Source organism: Streptomyces sp. NPDC126497 (assembly GCF_040302425.1).
GTDB lineage: Bacteria > Actinomycetota > Actinomycetes > Streptomycetales > Streptomycetaceae > Streptomyces.
In genome coordinates, this window is sequence record NZ_JBEORT010000067.1 from 1 (window position 1) to 15,866 (window position 15,866).

17 protein-coding genes and 1 pseudogene are annotated in these 15,866 nt (G+C 74.2%); 6 read left to right on the forward strand and 12 right to left on the reverse strand.

Going from position 1 to position 15,866, the window contains the following annotated elements:
* Together ABTY20_RS24395 and ABTY20_RS24400 are read left to right on the forward strand one after the other, a co-directional pair.
* Nucleotides 1–198: alpha-1,6-glucosidase domain-containing protein (locus ABTY20_RS24395; protein WP_351999172.1), on the forward strand; the 198-nt coding region annotated here is incomplete at its 5' end.
* A 55-nt stretch (nucleotides 199–253) separates the two neighbouring features.
* On the forward strand, nucleotides 254–613 hold the full coding sequence (locus tag ABTY20_RS24400) for a 5-carboxymethyl-2-hydroxymuconate Delta-isomerase (protein WP_351999173.1): 360 nt from the start codon (nucleotides 254–256) through the stop codon (nucleotides 611–613).
* A gap of 3 nt (nucleotides 614–616) precedes the next feature.
* Here ABTY20_RS24400 and ABTY20_RS35400 read toward each other — a convergent pair.
* From ABTY20_RS35400 to ABTY20_RS24415, 4 genes and pseudogenes are all read right to left on the reverse strand, one after another.
* Nucleotides 617–990 (reverse strand): annotated as a pseudogene (locus tag ABTY20_RS35400) (hypothetical protein).
* Between the two features lie 38 nt (nucleotides 991–1,028).
* A complete protein-coding gene (locus ABTY20_RS24405) occupies nucleotides 1,029–1,724 on the reverse strand; it encodes a TetR/AcrR family transcriptional regulator (protein WP_351999174.1) in 696 nt (231 codons plus the stop codon).
* A gap of 64 nt (nucleotides 1,725–1,788) precedes the next feature.
* A complete protein-coding gene (locus ABTY20_RS24410) occupies nucleotides 1,789–3,678 on the reverse strand; it encodes a hypothetical protein (protein WP_351999175.1) in 1,890 nt (629 codons plus the stop codon).
* A 47-nt stretch (nucleotides 3,679–3,725) separates the two neighbouring features.
* Entirely contained in the window at nucleotides 3,726–4,238 is a 513-nt protein-coding gene (locus tag ABTY20_RS24415; RefSeq protein ID WP_351999176.1) for a tetratricopeptide repeat protein, read from the reverse strand.
* Nucleotides 4,239–4,387: 149 nt separating this feature from the next.
* Here ABTY20_RS24415 and ABTY20_RS24420 point away from each other — a divergent pair, with 149 nt between their 5' ends.
* Complete coding sequence (locus ABTY20_RS24420; protein ID WP_351999177.1) at nucleotides 4,388–4,816, forward strand: hypothetical protein; 429 nt, start codon at nucleotides 4,388–4,390, stop codon at nucleotides 4,814–4,816.
* 145 nt (nucleotides 4,817–4,961) lie between these two features.
* Here ABTY20_RS24420 and ABTY20_RS24425 read toward each other — a convergent pair whose 3' ends face one another.
* The 8 genes from ABTY20_RS24425 to ABTY20_RS24460 all read right to left on the reverse strand — a co-directional run bounded on the left by ABTY20_RS24425 (nucleotide 4,962) and on the right by ABTY20_RS24460 (nucleotide 13,073).
* On the reverse strand, nucleotides 4,962–6,467 hold the full coding sequence (locus ABTY20_RS24425) for a DUF1996 domain-containing protein (RefSeq protein ID WP_351999178.1): 1,506 nt from the start codon (nucleotides 6,465–6,467) through the stop codon (nucleotides 4,962–4,964).
* Between the two features lie 218 nt (nucleotides 6,468–6,685).
* Nucleotides 6,686–7,339, reverse strand: a complete 654-nt coding sequence (locus ABTY20_RS24430) for a response regulator transcription factor (RefSeq protein ID WP_351999179.1) — start codon at nucleotides 7,337–7,339, stop codon at nucleotides 6,686–6,688.
* Complete coding sequence (locus tag ABTY20_RS24435) at nucleotides 7,324–8,595, reverse strand: sensor histidine kinase (RefSeq protein WP_351999180.1); 1,272 nt, start codon at nucleotides 8,593–8,595, stop codon at nucleotides 7,324–7,326. Before ABTY20_RS24435 ends, ABTY20_RS24430 begins: the two co-directional genes overlap by 16 nt.
* A gap of 69 nt (nucleotides 8,596–8,664) precedes the next feature.
* Nucleotides 8,665–9,675, reverse strand: coding sequence for an SDR family oxidoreductase (locus tag ABTY20_RS24440; RefSeq protein WP_351999181.1), 1,011 nt, complete (start codon nucleotides 9,673–9,675; stop codon nucleotides 8,665–8,667).
* A 69-nt stretch (nucleotides 9,676–9,744) separates the two neighbouring features.
* Nucleotides 9,745–10,317: a winged helix-turn-helix domain-containing protein gene (locus ABTY20_RS24445; protein ID WP_351999182.1), complete on the reverse strand. Its 573-nt coding sequence runs from the start codon at nucleotides 10,315–10,317 to the stop codon at nucleotides 9,745–9,747.
* Between the two features lie 321 nt (nucleotides 10,318–10,638).
* A complete protein-coding gene (gene glnII / locus ABTY20_RS24450; protein WP_351999183.1) occupies nucleotides 10,639–11,676 on the reverse strand; it encodes a glutamine synthetase in 1,038 nt (345 codons plus the stop codon).
* A gap of 272 nt (nucleotides 11,677–11,948) precedes the next feature.
* A complete protein-coding gene (locus tag ABTY20_RS24455; RefSeq protein ID WP_351999184.1) occupies nucleotides 11,949–12,602 on the reverse strand; it encodes an SCO2207 family protein in 654 nt (217 codons plus the stop codon).
* Between the two features lie 111 nt (nucleotides 12,603–12,713).
* Complete coding sequence (locus ABTY20_RS24460; RefSeq protein ID WP_351999185.1) at nucleotides 12,714–13,073, reverse strand: arsenate reductase family protein; 360 nt, start codon at nucleotides 13,071–13,073, stop codon at nucleotides 12,714–12,716.
* 232 nt (nucleotides 13,074–13,305) lie between these two features.
* Here ABTY20_RS24460 and ABTY20_RS24465 point away from each other — a divergent pair, with 232 nt between their 5' ends.
* The 3 genes from ABTY20_RS24465 (at nucleotide 13,306) to ABTY20_RS24475 (ending at nucleotide 15,714) form a co-directional block, all read left to right on the forward strand.
* Nucleotides 13,306–13,620, forward strand: a complete 315-nt coding sequence (locus tag ABTY20_RS24465) for a hypothetical protein (RefSeq protein WP_351999186.1) — start codon at nucleotides 13,306–13,308, stop codon at nucleotides 13,618–13,620.
* Nucleotides 13,621–13,807: 187 nt separating this feature from the next.
* Nucleotides 13,808–15,043 carry a sensor histidine kinase gene (locus tag ABTY20_RS24470; RefSeq protein WP_351999187.1) on the forward strand — a complete coding sequence of 412 codons (1,236 nt, stop codon included), beginning with the start codon at nucleotides 13,808–13,810 and terminating at the stop codon, nucleotides 15,041–15,043.
* Entirely contained in the window at nucleotides 15,040–15,714 is a 675-nt protein-coding gene (locus ABTY20_RS24475) for a response regulator (protein WP_351999188.1), read from the forward strand. Before ABTY20_RS24470 ends, ABTY20_RS24475 begins: the two co-directional genes overlap by 4 nt.
* Nucleotides 15,715–15,866: the final 152 nt, after the last annotated feature.

A 15,866-nucleotide genomic window follows, 5' to 3' on the forward strand; every position in this document is an offset into this window, starting at 1 on the left:
GACCTGGCCGTCGTCTTCAACGCCACACCCGAGAAGCAGGAACAGCGCGTGACCGCGCTCGCCGGCACCGGCTACCGCCTGCACCCGGTGCAGGCGGCGGGCGGGGACGCGGTCGTGAAGACCTCGTCGTACGCGAAGGGGTCCGGCACGTTCACCGTCCCGGCGCGCACGGTCGCGGTGTTCACCACCGCCGGCTGACCCCGCAGGGAGCTGCGGCTAGTGTGAGCCCTCCCGACCCGGATCAGGAGGGCTCATGCCGCAGATCACCGTCGACTACTCCGAGCGACTGGCGGACGGTTTCGACCGGCCCGCCTTCGCGCGGGACCTGCACACCGCCGTGGTGGACATCGCGGCCGCCAAGCCGCCGGCGTGCAAGACGCGGTTCCGGCCCACCGAGGACGTCGTGGTCGGCCCCGACACCGACGGGCACGCCCTCGTGCACGTCCACATCGCCCTGCTGGCCGGCCGCAGCGACGAGACCAAGGCCCGCCTCACCGAGGCCGTCCTGGAGCTGCTGCGGCAGTACGTCAAGCCGGCCGGGGACGTGGTGCTGCACGCCTCCGCCGAGGTCCGCGACCTGGACCCCTCGTACCGGAAGTTCGAGGGCGAGTAGGCCTCACGGCAGGTCGCGGCGGCCCGGCCACGACGGCAGCACCGGCACCCCGTCCGCGTCCGGCTCGGCCAGTTGCTCCACCGTCGGGCGGGGCCGGGGGACGGAGCCCCGACGACGGGCTCCGGCTCGGCGGGCGCCGCGGAGTCCTCCGGCACTTCCGCCACCGTGAACCGGGGGACGAACGAGCTCCACGTCCCGTCGACGACGAGGAGGAACCCGTCGCCGCTCCCGGGGAGGCGACGGCGCCGGTGGTTCAGCGGGTGGGCGGGCACATGACCGCGGGCCCGCCGCTCCAGCTCCGCGAGCGCCTCCTCCCGCGTCCCCTCGACGTGCGCCACCACGTGGGCCTCCGTGCGCTTGCGCTCGGCGGCGCCCACGGCCGTCTCGACGACCGGACCTCACGTCGTCCCGGCGCTCACCCGGCCGCCAGCGACACCAGCCGGGTGGCGAGGTCGGTGAACGGCCCGTCGCCCGGCTCGTTCCTGATCAGGTCGCGGAGCAGCGCGGCCAGTTCCTCGTCGCGGGACGCCGCGACGGCGGCCAGCGCGGCGAAGTCCTGCACCAGTTGGGCCTCCAGCTCCCCGCGCGGCACGCGCCGGCCGTCCAGCCAGATCAGCGCCGTCGACTCGACGAGGGAGATCCAGGACCGCACGACCAGTTCCAGTCGCGCCGGCGCCGGGCCCACCACGCCCATGTGCGACAGCATCTGGTCGTACGCGGCCCGCCGTACCGACTCGATCAGGGCGTTGGTGGCCGACGAGCCCACCGCCGGGCCGCCGCGCATCAGGGCGGCGAAACCGGGCCCGTGCTCGTCGACGAAGTCGAAGAAGCGGGCCATCACCCGGCGCAGCCGTGACCCCAGCGGGCCCTCCCGCGGCTCCTCGAACCGGGACGCCAGGTCCTCCGCCGCCCGCCTCAACGCGGCCTCGTACAGGCTGAGTTTGCCGGGGAAGTAGTGATAGACCAGCGGGCGGGAGATGCCCGCCCGCGACGCTATCTCGTCGATGGAGACCTCGTCGGGGGAACGCCGGCTGAACAGTTCGAGGGCCACGCCGATCAACTGCTGCCGCCGCTCCTCCACACCCATCCTGCGCCGCACCCCGGTAGTCATGCGAACACCTTACCGATCGATTCCGGCCTCGAACGGTCCCGGCCGGACGGCGCCGTTCGTCCGGCTAGCGCAGTCCGCCGATCGACCGCCCGTCCTCCAGTGAGCCCTCGAGGTCCGCCCGTGCGCCGGCCCCGGCGCGGACGGCCAGCAGCCGCCCCCGTGCCGACCCCTCGACGCCGCCCGTCGCCCTGACGGACGTGGTGCCGGGACCGCCGGCGGCCAGCAGGTACCACTCGCCCGCCCCGGACTTCCACAGCACCCCGGCGAGCACCCGCGGCTCGCGCTCCCCGCAGGCCGGTACGGACTCGGCCTCCGCCGCCACCGCCCCGGACCGCGTGCCCGGCGCGTGGAACTGCGCCAGCACCCGGGCCCCGCCGCCCCGCCAGGTCTCCGCGCGCGTGCACACCCACACCGCCTCGTCCCGCGTGCCGGGCAGCGGCTGCTCGGCGAACGCCCAGGCGTTCACGCTCCGTACGCCCGCCGAGCGCATCGCGCGCAGCGAGCAGGCGTACGGCGCCCAGGTGCGCAGCGCCTTCGCGCCGGAGGCCTCGCGGGCCTCGCCGGGACGTCCGGTGGTGAGGCGGGCCGGGACCAGTTCGCCGAGGTCGGTCACCAGCCGGGTGCCGGTGCCGTCGGTCAGCTCCAGTACGTGCCACGAGGTGCACGGGCCCGGCTCCGGGGCCGGGCCGGCCAGCGGCGGGGTCACCCCGTCGACGAGGCCGAGGTCCGTCGTGCCGGAGTCCGGCCTGCGCAGGTCCCGTTCGCCCGCCCCGCGCACCCAGGGGGCCAGCAGATAGCGGACGGTGCCGCCGGTCCGGCTCAGCACCACCGCGCCCGACCCGGCCCGGTCGGCGCCGTCGACGCGGGCGAAGTCCAGCGCGGCGCCCCGGGCGCCGTCCCCCGGCTCGGCGTACCTGGCGATGCGCAGACCGTCGTACAGGACCACCACGCGCGCGGCGCCGACCGTTCCCGCGTACAGCAGCCGGGGCGGTCCGGCGGGGCCGCCGGACGGGGTGCCCGGGGTCGCCGACACCTGGACGTCCCTCCCGGGCCGGGCCCAGACGGCGAGGGCGCGGCGCAGCAGGGCCCGGTCGTCGGTGCGGTCGCCGCGCGCCGGCCACACGGAGAAGTCGGTGCGCGCGGAGGTCCTCCACGCGGTGGGGGGGACCCGGGTCAGCCTGCCCGGGTCCAGCGCGGCCCGTGCGGCCGGATCGCGCGCGTACGGGGGCGATCCGGCGCCGTCCGGGCCCCAGCCGCCGCCCGGCAGTACGAGCAGCGTCCCGCACACCGCCAGCGCCGCCCCGCCGACCGAGGCGGCCTGCAGACGCCGGCGGCGGCGCGGCAGATCGGTCGGCCGGGCCTGCAGCACGCAGGGGTCGAACCCGGGGGAGTCGAGCAGCCGGTACGGGTCGGGGATGCCGTCGGCCTCCTCCAGCGCGGCGTCCACGCCGGTGACGCCCGCGGCCGCCAGCACCTCGCGCACCTCCCCGTCCGGGAGCCGCTCCAGGGCGCGCAGGGCGTGGGCGGCGCGGGCCGGTCCGGACAACTCGGACAGCCGCTGGTCCAGCGCGAGTTCGTCGGCCCCGCCCGAGCGCGGGAACAGCTTCAGGCCCCACACCCGGGGCAGCGGCGACGGCAGCCGCCCCCCGCGCCCCAGCGCCGTGCGCAGCACCCGGAGGCGGACCAGCGCGTACCCGGGGTCGCCCGGGCGGCCGGCCCGCTGGACGGGGACCGGCGGAGCGGGGGTGCGGTCCCGGGGCAGTGCCCGCTGGACCAGGGCGTGCGCGGTGAGCACCCGCCTGCTCCGGCCCCTGCCGGACGGCAGCACCAGGTAGGCGAGCCGGACGAGCCGCGGATAGTGCTCGACGAGCGCGGCCTCGGCCCGCCCGACGTCCACGACCGGACCGGCCGCGGAGGGGGTGGGGGAGGGCGGGCCGGCATCCTGTGACTGCACGCCCAGCGCAACGAGCGGTGCGGCGGATGGTCACCTGTTCCCGGGGGTCACTCGGCGGCGGGCTCGACGAGCAGACGCGCGTACTCGGCCGTGGAGCGCCGGTAGCGCGGAAGGTGCGGGGCGAGGGCGCCGAGGACCAGCGACAGCCCCTCGCGGTCCCGTCCGAGGCTCGACAGGCACAGCGCGAGGAAGACGCGCACGGCGTCGTCCAGCTCGTCCGACGGCGCGTCGAGTTCGGGTGTCAGCAGGCGCACGCCCTCCTCCGCCCGGCCGATGTTCCGCAACGAGCTGGCGAGCTGGATCTTCGCCTGCCGCGCCTTGTCGCCGCTGACTCCTGCCAGGCCGCCGTCCAGGGCCTCCCGGTAGAGCGGCACCGCCCGGTCCGAGTGGCCCGTGGAGTCCCAGGCGCAGGCCCGCTCGAAGGGGCCCAGCGGACTCCCCTCGGGCAGCTCGGCGACGAGCGCGTCGATCACGGCGCGGAAGGCCGGCGCGTCCTCCTCGGCGTAGTCGTCGAAGGCCGCCCAGGCGGCGGCCGCTCTCTTCTCCCAGTCGTTGTCCACCGGGTCACCCTCACACGTCCGTGCCCGCGGGCGCACGGGATTTGAGCACCGCGGGCGTCCCGGCCGTATGGAGGGCCGAGGGGCCCCGAGCCGGGGCTCCGTGCGGCGTGCCGCCGTCGCGACGCCGCCGTCGACGACCGGAGGAACACATGAGGGTGACCCGACCGATGCTCGCGCTGACCGGCGCGGTGGCGGTGCTGGCGCTGGCGGGCTGCGGCGCCGGCGGCGGCGAGGACGGGGCGCCGCCCACCGCGACCGGCAGCCTGGAGCACCTGGCCGCCGAGGCGGAGTGCGAGCCGAACATGCAGACCGACGCCGACACCATCCGCCAGGCGCTGTGCGAGAAGGGCGACGAGAAGTACGTCCTCGCCACCTTCGCCACCGACCGCGGCCAGCGCGAGTGGCTCGACACGGCGAAGGACTACGGCGGTTACTACCTCGTCGGACGCAAGTGGGTGGCCGTCGGCGAGGAGGAGACCGTCACGGCCCTGCGCGGCACGCTCGGCGGGACCATGGAGGAGGGGTCCGAGCACATGAACCCCGGCGGCAGTCACAACCGGGGCGGCCACCACGGCTGACCCACGGCCCCCCGGGACTTCCGGAGGCCCCGGGGCTTCCGGAGGTCCCGGGGCTTCCGGAGGCTTCCCGGGGCGTCCGGGCGGACGAAGGGGCCGGCGGCGGGTTCCCCCGCCGCCGGCCCCTTCCCGTCACCGGGCCACCGGACTACTGGCAGTCCTGGCCGCTGTTGATGCACTCGACCATCCGGTTCATCAGGTCCTCGTCGAAGAAGTTGATGAAGTCGTTGTGGTCGGTGATCGGCTTGTGCAGCTGCTCCGGGAAGGTGTCCACCGCGTACGGGTTCACGAGCCGCCCGTCGTCGATCCGGGGGGCCGGGATGTTGTCGTAGACCAGGCGGACCTGGAGCTGGGGGATGGCCCGGAAGCCGTTCGAGCAGGTGCCGTCCGCCTCGACGAAGTCGACGTGCGTGCGGTGGTTGGCGCTGTCGATGTTCTGGCCGTCCCAGCAGCTCTGGAAGGCGGTCGTCCGGACCACGCTGCTGCCCTCGGGGCAGATCGGGTACTTGTCCGTCACCTGCCGGTCCTCGAAGCCGGTGCAGCTCCAGGCGGTGTTGGCGTTGTTCAGCCCGTTGGTGAAGGCCTTCGCGTCACCGGTGATGATGCGCAGCGCCCTCGGCATGGCGACGACGTCGCCCGTCCGGTTGCCGACGAACCTCAGCTCCGCCGCGGTGGGTGCGACGATCTTGCCGACGTTGCCGTCCTGACCGCCGCCCGGTTGGCCCTGGTCGATGTCCTGCGTACCGTCCTGGATGCGCAGGACCGGCCAGAAGTACGACGACCGGTCGCCCTGGTTCCGGCAGGTCGTGTCGCCGTTCGCCAGGTCCTCGTCGCCGGCGAAGGCGGTGTTGGCCTGGTTGCCGACGTAGTCGTGCTGGTGCTGGGCGCCGTTGCTGACGCCGGGAGCCACGATCACGTTGTCCGAGTTGCGGAGCGCGTTCTCGTTGGTGCCGCACTCGGTGGTGAAGCTGCCCGTCGAACCGCCGTCGCCGTTCGCGGCCAGACCGTTCGGCAGGTTGCGGGAGTCGGGCCGGACGTCCTCGATCTTGACGAAGTCGTCCGCGACGGGCCCGTTCTCGGCCTGTCCGCCGTTGCCCTGGCCGCCCCCGTTGCCCTGGCCGCCCCCGTTGTCCTGGCCTCCGCCGCCCTGGTCCTGGCCACCGTCCCCGTTGCCGCCGCCCGGCTGTCCGGCGGGGACGCCCTGGCACCGGGCGAACCGGCCGAGGTCGCGCGGCGCCTTGCCGCCCGCCCGGTCGATGTTGATGCCGATCCGGTCCAGGGTGGCCGTGCGCTTGGACTTCAGCGGTCCGAGGATGGCGTTGTCGACGTAGCCCGCGTCGCCCGCCTGGGCCTGGCGCGTCTCCGCGAGGCGGGTGTAGGCGTCCGTGATCTGCCGGTCCAGCAGGGCCAGTTCCTTCGCCACGCCCCTGCGCGCCTTCCGCGGCACCTTCGTCAGCTTCTGGCCGACGTCGGGACAGTTGATCGTGGCGACCCGCACCCCTCTGGACTTCGTCCGGTCGTGGCCTCCGTCCTCGTGGGCCGAGGCGTAGAAGTTCGCCCAGACCAGCCCGCCCCCACCGAGCGCCAGGGCCGCCGCCCCGGCTGTCACTTTGGTGGCCAGCGGCATACGGCGTTTTCTCGTGTTGCGTCCCATGGAACTCCTCTTGACCTTCCTTGCGGGGGCATCCCATTGCGGGGCACAGAGCGGCCCGACAGGAGTGAAGCGGCTCCCCTGAGTACGGGAGCCGCCCCACGGGTGTTCACCCGTCCCGGAAACCAATGAGAAGTCCGTGCGTCCACACCGGTTTCAACAACCCACGGGGCACCGGGAGTTGTCGATCGTCCACCGGGAGTGAAGAGGCGGGTCCGGTTTCACCGGCCGTGGTCGAGATGGGCGAGTACCGCCAGCACGCGCCGGTTGTCGTCGTCCGAGACCTCGAGGCCCAGCTTGGCGAAGATGTTCGCGGTGTGCTTCGCGATCGCCCGTTCCGTCACCACCAGCCGGGCCGCGATCGCCGTGTTGGTCCGCCCCTGGGCCATCAGCTCCAGCACCTCCAGCTCCCGGGGCGTCAGCCGCGCCAGCGGCCGGTCGTTCCCCGACCGCCGCGCCAGCAGCTGCTGGATCACCTGCGGGTCCATCGCCGTGCCTCCCCGCGCCACCCTCCGCACGGCGTCCACGAACTGCTCCGCGTCGAACACCCGGTCCTTCAGCAGGTAACCCACACCGCCGCTGCCGTCGGCCAGCAACTCCCGTGCGTACAACTGCTCCACGTGCTGCGAGAGCACCAGCACCGGCAGCCCCGGACGCGCGCGGCGGGCCTCCAGCGCGCACTGCAGCCCCTCGTCGGTGTGCGTCGGCGGCAGCCGTACGTCGACCACGGCGACGTCCGGCTCCAGCTCGGCCAGCGCCCGGGCCAGCTCGGGCCCGGACCCCACGGCGGCCGCGATCTCGAAGTCGTGCGCCTCGAGGAGCCGGACGAGCCCGTCGCGCAGCAGGAAGAGGTCTTCGGCTAGGACAACGCGCAAGGGATCTCCAGGGTGACCAGGGTGGGGCCGCCCGCGGGGCTGCTGACGGCGAGGACGCCGTCGAATGTACCCAGCCGGCGCTCCACCCCGGTCAGCCCCGAACCGGCCCCGGTCACCGCGCCGCCCTTGCCGTTGTCGGTGACCGTCACCCGCAGGTGGCCGTCGGCGTGGTGCAGGTCGACCCAGACCCGGTCCGCGCCGGAGTGCTTCACCGCGTTGGTGAGGACCTCGCTCACCGCGAAGTACGCGGCCGACTCCACCGGCGCCTCCGCCCGGCCGGGCAGCTCCACGGTCACCTCCGTGGCCACCGGCAGCCGCAGCGCCAGCGCCCGCACCGCGTCACCGAGCCCGCGCTCGGCCAGCACCGGCGGGTGGATGCCGCGCACCAGCTCCCGCAGCTCGGTCAGCGCCTCGGCGGAGGACCGCCGGGCCTGCGCCAGCAGTTCGCGCGCCCTCGCCGGATCCTTCTCCATCAGCGCCTCGACCGTCCCCAGGTCCATGCCCATGGCGACCAGCCGCGCCTGCGCCCCGTCGTGCAGGTCCCGCTCGATGCGCCGCAGTTCGGCGGCGGAGGTGTCCACGGCGTCCCGCCGGGTCTCGGTCAGCACCCGCACGCGCTCGGTCAGTTCGCCCCGGCCGGAGCCGAGCACCGCCCGGGTGAGCCGGAAGTGGGCGTCCAGCAGGCGCGGGGCGAGGAAGTGCGCGAGGAACAGCAGGACGAGGGCGAGTACCCCGGCGCCCAGCGCGGACGTCTGGTCGGAGACCGGTACGAAGCCGTACCAGTACCCGTCGGGCATCACCCGCCACAGTCCGACCGCCAGCGCGAACCCCTCCAGCGGGTAGAGCAGCAGCGCGGCCGGCAGCAGCGCGGTGACGAAGCCGGCGGTCATGTCGACGGGCAGCCACCGCAGGTCCCGCCAGGTCGCCGGGTCGCGCAGCATCCCGGACGTCCGCCCCCACGGGTTGGCGTCCTGCGGTACCGGCCGGTACGACGGCGGGATCCGCACCCCGCCCCACTCGGCCGCCAGCACCCGCCGCCCGTTCGCGTACGTCCGCACGGCGGTGAGGACGTACGGGGTGGTGACGATGCCGATCCCGACCGGGATCAACGAGACGGACACCGCGGACAGCACGAAGCACAGCACCGAGGCGGGCAGTGACACCAGCGCCAGCCCCAGGGCCCGCGCCGCCCCCTTCGCCGTGCCCTTCATGGGCCGCTCACGCCGCCCGCCGCGGCTCTTCGTGTCGATGGTCATGGGGAGGATTCTGGTGGAGCGGGGCGCGCCGGTCACTGGGCCGGGCCCCCGGTCGCGGGGTGGTGCCGCCTACACCCCCGGGGTGTCCGCGAGCACCTTCGCCTCCGTCTCCGCGTCCAGTCCGACGGGCGGGCGGTCCGGACGCAGGGGCGCGGTGCCGCCGATCTGCCGCAGCCAGCGCCAGGTGTCGGCCACGGTCTCGCCGACCGGGCGGCAGCGCAGTCCGGTCGCGACCGCCCGGGAGACGTCCGCGGAGTGCAGCGCGGCGTGCTCCTCACCGTCCGGCGGCACCCACACCGGCAGCTGGGTCCACGGCTCGATGCCCGCCCCGAGGACCACCTCCGGCGGGACCCACCGCAGGTCCGCGGTGCCGCCGGTCACCCGGGCGCACGTGTCGAGCAGCTCACCCATCGTGGTGTGCCCCTGCGGGGACATCAGGTTGAAGGGCCCGCTCAGCTCCTGCTCGGCGGCTCCGAGGATCCACGCGGCGAGGTCACGGACGTCGGCGTACTGGAGCGGCAGGGTACGCGGGCCCGGAGCGAGCACCGGCCCGCCGCGGGCGGTCCGGTTCAGCCACCAGGGCAGCCGGCCGATGTTCTCGTACGGTCCGAGCAGCAGACCGGCCCGCACCAGCACCGACCGGTCCGCGCCGAAGGCGTCCACGGCGGCCAGCTCACCGCCCCGCTTGTCCCGCGCGTAGTCCGTGAGGTCCGCGTCGGGGGAGGCGCCCTCCACCACGGGAGCGTGCTCGGTGTACCCGGCGGGCGGGGCCCACGCGTACACCGAGCAGCTCGACACGTACACGTACCGCCCGGCGCGGTCCCGCAGCAGCCGCGCCGCGTCCCGCACCGCGCGCGGGGCGGCCGACCAGGTGTCGACGACGACGTCCCACTCCCCGGGGTCCTCGTCGAGGGCGGCCAGACCGTCGACCGCGGTGCGGTCGCCCGACAGCGTCCGCACACCCGGCGGTGCCGGGTGCAGCCCCCGGTGGAAGACGGTCACGTCCCAGCCCCGGCCGAGGGCCGCCTCGACGACGGCCCGGCCCGCGAAGTCCGTACCGCCCAGCATCAGAAGTCTCATGCCGGAGACCCTGCCCCGGCGGGCGGCACGGGGGAACGCCGATCTGCTGTCGGCAGACCGCCGCAGGGGTCAGCGCCCGGCAGGCGGCACGTACTTGTAGCCGACCCGGCGCACCGTGTGGATCGTGTCCCGGTGCCCGGCGCCCAGTTTGCGGCGCAGCCGGGCGATGTGCACGTCGACGGTACGGCCGTCGCCGACGTGGCCGTACCCCCACACCGTGCTGACCAGGTGGTCCCGGGTGTGCACCCGGTTCGGGTGCGCCACGAGATGGGCGAGCAGTTCGAACTCCAGGTAGGTGAGGTCGAGTCGGCGCCCGTCGACCTGGGCGGTGCGCTGCGCGGCGTCCACCCGGATCAGCGGGTCGCCGCCGGCGTCGGGGCCCGGGGAGCCGGCCGGGTCCGGCACCGCGACCGGGAACGGCGGCTGCTGGTCGGCGGGGACCAGCACCAGGTAGCCGACCATCGGGGGACGGCCGGGCAGGACGGGCAGGGCGCTCGGCGGCGCGGGCAGCCAGGTGGCGCCCGGCGGCAGCAGGTCCGCGACGGTCACCACCTCGTCCCGGTCGACGGCACGCAGCCGGGGGTGACCGGAGACGGCGGGGGAGACGGAGGACACGGGGGACAGGGAACGGGTGGTCGCCATGGGACGTCAGCTCTTTCGCGCGAAGGGGTTCGTCGAGGACGTACGCGGTTCGCGCCGGCCGAAGGCCGGGAGGGGATCCGGGCGTTAGAGGGCCGGCGCGTTCGTCGCGCGACAACACACCCGGTCGAAGTCGTGGTGCTGACGGGAGGGCCAGAACGGCTCGAGGTCACGGCGACCCGTCGCGTCGTACTTCCGGTGGCTGGCCATGCTCCCATTGAAGCAGACGCACGCGGTCCGCAGGAGTCCCTTCCACCGCTCGGACGCCACGCGGGGGCGCCCACCTCGACGGTGGACGCCCCCGCGCGCGGACTGCGGTGCGGATCAGACCTGGCCGGCCTTCTCCAGCGCGGTGCAGCACGTGTCGACCAGCAGACGGGTCACCACGTACGGGTCGACGTTGGCGTTCGGACGGCGGTCCTCGATGTAGCCCTTGCCGTCCTTCTCGACCTGCCACGGGATGCGGACCGAGGCGCCGCGGTTCGAGACGCCGTAGGAGTACTCGTTCCACGGGGCGGTCTCGTGCAGGCCGGTGAGGCGGTCGTCGATGCCGGCGCCGTAGTTCTTCACGTGGTCCATCGGCTTGGAGCCCTCGCCGAGGGACTCGCACGCGGTGATGATCGCGGCATACCCCTCAGGTCCTTCGCGCATCGCCCTGGTGGAGAAGTTGGTGTGCGCGCCCGCGCCGTTCCAGTCGCCCTTGACCGGCTTGGGGTCCAGGGTGGCGGAGACGCCGAAGTCCTCGGCCGTGCGGTAGAGCAGCCAGCGGGCCACCCACAGCTGGTCGGAGACCTCCAGCGGAGCCAGCGGGCCGACCTGGAACTCCCACTGGCCGGGCATGACCTCGGCGTTGATGCCGGAGATGCCGAGGCCCGCCTTCAGGCAGTTCTCCAGGTGCGCCTCGACGACGTCCCGGCCGAAGATCTCGTCCGAGCCGACACCGCAGTAGTAGCCGCCCTGCGCGGCCGGGAAGCCGCCCACCGGGAAGCCGAGCGGGCGGGATCCCTCGAAGAAGGTGTACTCCTGCTCGATGCCGAAGACCGGCTCCTGCGCGGCGAACTTCTCGGCGACCTCGGCCAGCGCGGCACGGGTGTTGGTCTCGTGCGGCGTCATGTCCGTGTTCAGGACCTCGCACAGCACCAGGACGTCCCCGCCGCCGCGGATGGGGTCCGGGCAGACGAAGACCGGCTTGAGGACGCAGTCGGAGGCGTGGCCCTTGGCCTGGTTGGTGGAGGAACCGTCGAAGCCCCAGATCGGCAGCTGCGCGCCCTTGGCGTCGTCGGCCAGGATCTTCGTCTTGGAACGCAGCTTGGCGGTCGGCTCGGTGCCGTCGATCCAGATGTACTCGGCCTTGAAGCTCACGGTCCACATCCTTCGGGGGTGGGGCTGGGCGCTGGTGCGGGTGCTGCGGCGCTGCGGCACTGGGGCGCCGCCGTCGATGTCACGCAGCCTGTCAACAGGCGATTTCCCGGCCATTGCCCGGATGTGAACCCCGTGTTACCTGCCCCCGCCGTCTGCGGCCCCGCCGTGTGAGCACGCGCGCGGAGGGTGGCCCGGCCGGCGGGGGACACGGGCGGGCCCGCCGCCCCGGCGGGGGAGCGGCGGGCCCGGGGAATCCGCGACGAACCCCGGCGTCACCCCACCTTCTCGATCACCGCACGGCGGATCAGGAACTTGCCCGCCTCGCGGACCTGCTCGAAGGCCGCGTCGTTGAGCAGCACGCAGCTGCCGGACACCGAGGTGACCTCCACCGTCGTGGACTTGCCGTTGTCCAGGTTGGTGACCTTCAGCTTGGTGCCGGCCGGGAACCGGTCGCTGGACGCCGCCGGGGCGCCGCCCTCGCCGGAGAGGGTGACGGTCGACCCGTTGCACACCCGCTCACCGGAGGCCTGCCCGGCCTGTCCGGCCCGGTCGCCCGCGGCCGGCCGGGAGGGGGCGGGCTGCTGCGGCTGCGCGGCCCGGGAGTCCTGAGCCGACTCCCCCACCGTGCACCCGGACGCCTCCTGCTGGCGCCGGATCTGGGCGATGACCGCCTCGCGGTTGGCGATCCGCGCCTCGGACTGCGCGTCCGGGGCGGCCCGCTGGCCCTCGATGAACTTCCGGTTGTTGCCGAGCGCGGTGGCCAGGCCCCGGCAGACGGTCGAGTCCGCCGCCGACCTGGTGGCGGCCGCGGGCGGGGTGGCGTTCGACGTGGTCGCCATGGCGAAGGCCCCGCCCCCCGCCACCGTCGCGGCGCTCAGCACCAGCGCGAGCTTCTTCTTCGGGCCGAGGGTTCTCCTGCGCGACATGCGCGCCTCCTGAAGCGGTAGGGGAGAGCGTACGGCGCTATGTACGAGATACCGAACGGAGTTGCTCAGCGGCCGGGGCGACTCGACGAAGTGGCCTGTGTCACGCGGCCGTCAGCGGGAGAGGGCGTCCCGTACGGCGTCCTCCGTGCGGCCCACGACCGCCGTGCCGTCGTCCGCCGTGATGATCGGCCGCTGGATCAGCCCGGGGTGCGAGGCGAGCGCCGCGATCCAGCGGTCCCGCGTCCCGGCGTCCCGCGCCCACTCCTCGAGGCCCAGCTCCGTCGCGACGGCCTCCCGGGTCCGGGTGATGTCCCACGGCTCCAGCCCGAGCCGCTCCAGCACCGCCCGGATCTCGTCCTCGCTCGGCACGTCCTCCAGGTAGCGGCGGACGGTGTAGTCGGCCCCCTCGGCGTCGAGCAGGCTGAGGGCGCTGCGGCACTTGGAACAGGCGGGATTGATCCAGATCTCCATGCCGCACACGGTATGCCGCCCTGCCGTTGTTCGAATTTCCCGCTCCCGTGCGCGTGCCTGGTGGGACCGGTGTGACACCCCGCCAAAACCCGTGCCGACCAGGGCTTTGACTGGCTTCTTCGGGTCTGCTGATTGTCAGTGGCGGGCAGTAGACTGGAAGCAGTGTTCGAGGGTGGTGCCGGGGTCGTCGGAGATCCCGGCGGGCCGCCCCGACCGCGACAGGAGGATGCCCGTGCCCGCTGCCGCACTCAAGCCGAAGCCCCTGCCCACCCAGTCCACCGCGAAGCGTCCCGTGCCGCTGGAGCTGCCCTGCGCCCCGGTGGAGAAGCGCCCGCTCCCGGCGGGCCGCCCGCGCGAGTGGTACGTCACGCACAACCGCCGGCTCAAGGCGATGCGGCTCGCCATCGCCCTGCTCGACTCCGGCGTCCACCAGCCCGCCCAGGCCCGCGACGAGAGGATCCGCACCACGGCGCGGCTGATCGGCGTCCACCCGCCGTCGGACACCACGTGCCACATGGTGCGCGCGTTCATGAGCTACAGCCGCTGATCCCCGGGCCGGTGCCGGGCGCCCCCGTGCGGGGCGTCCGGCACCGCCGTGCCGCACACCGGCCGCGCGCTGAGGCAGTATGGGCGGGTGGGGGCGCCGCCCCCACCCCGAAATCCCCGCGATTCGGCGGAACTTGCGCCGGCGGGCCGCGCGGCGGCGCCCCTGCCGGAGGAGAAAGGCACGACGGTTGGCTGAGGAGAGGACGGTCCCGGTCCCGTCGTCCTGGATGACGTTGTCCGGCCGGTCCGGACGCGCCGTCGCCCGGGCGTGCGACATCGGTGTCGCCCTGGTGGTCCTGGTGGCGGCGGAGCACTACGGCGGCGACTACGACCTGCTTCTGGGCGGGCTGATGGCAGTGAGCCTGCTGGCCCGCAGACGGTTCCCCGCCACGGTGATGGCGGTCGTCCTGGCGCTGGGCGTCGTCCAGTTCGCCCTGTACGACCTGCCCGACCTCCCGCTGGCGTCGGCGCCCGCCTCCTACGACGTGGCCGTGCTGTTCGCCATGATGTCGGTCGTCCACCATTCCCGGACCACCTGGATGCCGTACCTCGCGGGCGCCGTGGTGCTGCTGGCCACGGCGGCCGGGACGGTGGGGGTGCCGGCCCTCGGCATCGAGCCGTTCGCCGACCTCGAATCGCTCCCGATCTTCTGGGGGCTGACGCTGACGGTCTGGCTGACGGCCTTCGCCCTGCACACGCGGCGCCTCTACGCCGAGAGCCAGGCGGCCCGCGCCCGGCACGTCGAGCGGGAACAGGAGCAGCGCGTCCGGCTGGCCGCGGCCCGGGAGCGGACCGAGATCGCCCGGGAACTGCACGACGTGGTGGCGCACAGCCTGGCCGTGATGATCCTCCAGGCCGACGGCGCCGGGTCCGTGCTGCGCAAGTCGCCGGACATGGCGGAGTCCGCGCTGAGGACGATCGCCGCCACGGGCCGGGACGCGATCGACGACATGCACCGCATCGTCCGGGTGCTGCGCGAGGGGAACCCGGACTCCGCCGACGGCGGCCCGCCGCGGCGCCTGGTCACCCTCGACGAGATCCAGGTCGTCGCCGAACGCGCACGGGCCGCCGGGCTGACCGTGGACGTGTCGGTCGAGGTCGGCGAGGGACGGCTGTCGCCCGCCGAGGAGATGACGGCCTTCCGCATCGTCCAGGAGTGCCTCACCAACGTGCTCCGCCACGCCGGAGCCGGGGCCGGGGTCGACATCCGGCTCGAGGAGGAGCGGGGCACACTGCTGATCGACGTGGTCGACGACGGAGCGGGCGCCCTCGCCGGCCGCGGCGCCGCCGGCCGCTCCGGAGGGAACGGACTGGTGGGGATGCGGGAGCGGGTGGAGCTCGCCGGCGGCACCTTCGAGGCCGGCCCCCGGCTCGGCAGTGGGTGGCACGTACGTGCCTCGATTCCGACAAGGACGAAGCGATGACGCGGACGGACAGGCCGATCCGGGTGGCCGTGGTGGACGACCAGCCGCTGATCCGGGCCGGTTTCTCCATGGTGCTGGCCGGTCAGGAGGACATCGAGGTCGTCGGTGAGGCGGAGAACGGGGCGGACGCCCTCGACCTGCTGGACAAGGTCGAGGCGGACGTGGTGATCATGGACGTCCGGATGCCCGTCATGGACGGCATCCAGGCCACGGAGCAGCTGATGCGGCGGGACGATCCGCCCGGCGTGCTGGTGCTGACCACCTTCGACAACGACGACGACGCGTTCGCGGCGCTGCGCGCCGGAGCCGGCGGCTTCCTGCTGAAGAACGCCCCCGCCGCGGAGGTCGTGAACGCCATCCGGGTCCTGGCCGCGGGGGAGTCGGTGGTGGCGCCGCGCATCACCCGGCTGCTCCTCGACCGGGTCTCGGACCGGCTGGCACCGGCGAACGGACAGGCCGAGCGGCTGGACGTCCTCACCGCGCGCGAGCGGGACGTGCTCACCCTGGTCGCCCGGGGGCTGTCCAACGCCGAGATCGCGGCGGAGCTGTACGTCGCGGAGGCCACGGTGAAGACGCACCTGGGCAACCTCATGGCGAAGCTGCACCTGCGGGACCGCGCCCAGGCCGTCGTGTTCGCCTATGAGTCCGGGCTGGTCCGTCCCTCCCCCTGAGGGTGCGGAAGCGCCCCCGGGGCCTGCCCCCTCAGGTGCAGGGACCACCCCGCCCGGCGTACCGGATCCGCCGCGGCCGATCTCGGATCCACGGCCGATGCCCGGCGGGCCGCCGAACTCCAGACTTCTCACTGTCGCCGAACGCGGCCGAG

Excerpts from the sequence above, each read along its gene's own strand:
- ABTY20_RS24400 (WP_351999173.1), top strand. The coding sequence starts at position 254 with ATGCCGCAGATCACCGTCGACTACTCCGAGCGACTGGCGGACGGTTTC.
- ABTY20_RS24405 (WP_351999174.1), bottom strand. The coding sequence starts at position 1,724 with ATGACTACCGGGGTGCGGCGCAGGATGGGTGTGGAGGAGCGGCGGCAG.
- ABTY20_RS24420 (WP_351999177.1), top strand. The coding sequence starts at position 4,388 with ATGAGGGTGACCCGACCGATGCTCGCGCTGACCGGCGCGGTGGCGGTG.
- ABTY20_RS24425 (WP_351999178.1), bottom strand. The coding sequence starts at position 6,467 with ATGGGACGCAACACGAGAAAACGCCGTATGCCGCTGGCCACCAAAGTG.
- ABTY20_RS24435 (WP_351999180.1), bottom strand. The coding sequence starts at position 8,595 with ATGACCATCGACACGAAGAGCCGCGGCGGGCGGCGTGAGCGGCCCATG.
- ABTY20_RS24440 (WP_351999181.1), bottom strand. The coding sequence starts at position 9,675 with ATGAGACTTCTGATGCTGGGCGGTACGGACTTCGCGGGCCGGGCCGTC.
- ABTY20_RS24445 (WP_351999182.1), bottom strand. The coding sequence starts at position 10,317 with ATGGCGACCACCCGTTCCCTGTCCCCCGTGTCCTCCGTCTCCCCCGCC.
- ABTY20_RS24455 (WP_351999184.1), bottom strand. The coding sequence starts at position 12,602 with ATGTCGCGCAGGAGAACCCTCGGCCCGAAGAAGAAGCTCGCGCTGGTG.
- ABTY20_RS24460 (WP_351999185.1), bottom strand. The coding sequence starts at position 13,073 with ATGGAGATCTGGATCAATCCCGCCTGTTCCAAGTGCCGCAGCGCCCTC.
- ABTY20_RS24475 (WP_351999188.1), top strand. The coding sequence starts at position 15,040 with ATGACGCGGACGGACAGGCCGATCCGGGTGGCCGTGGTGGACGACCAG.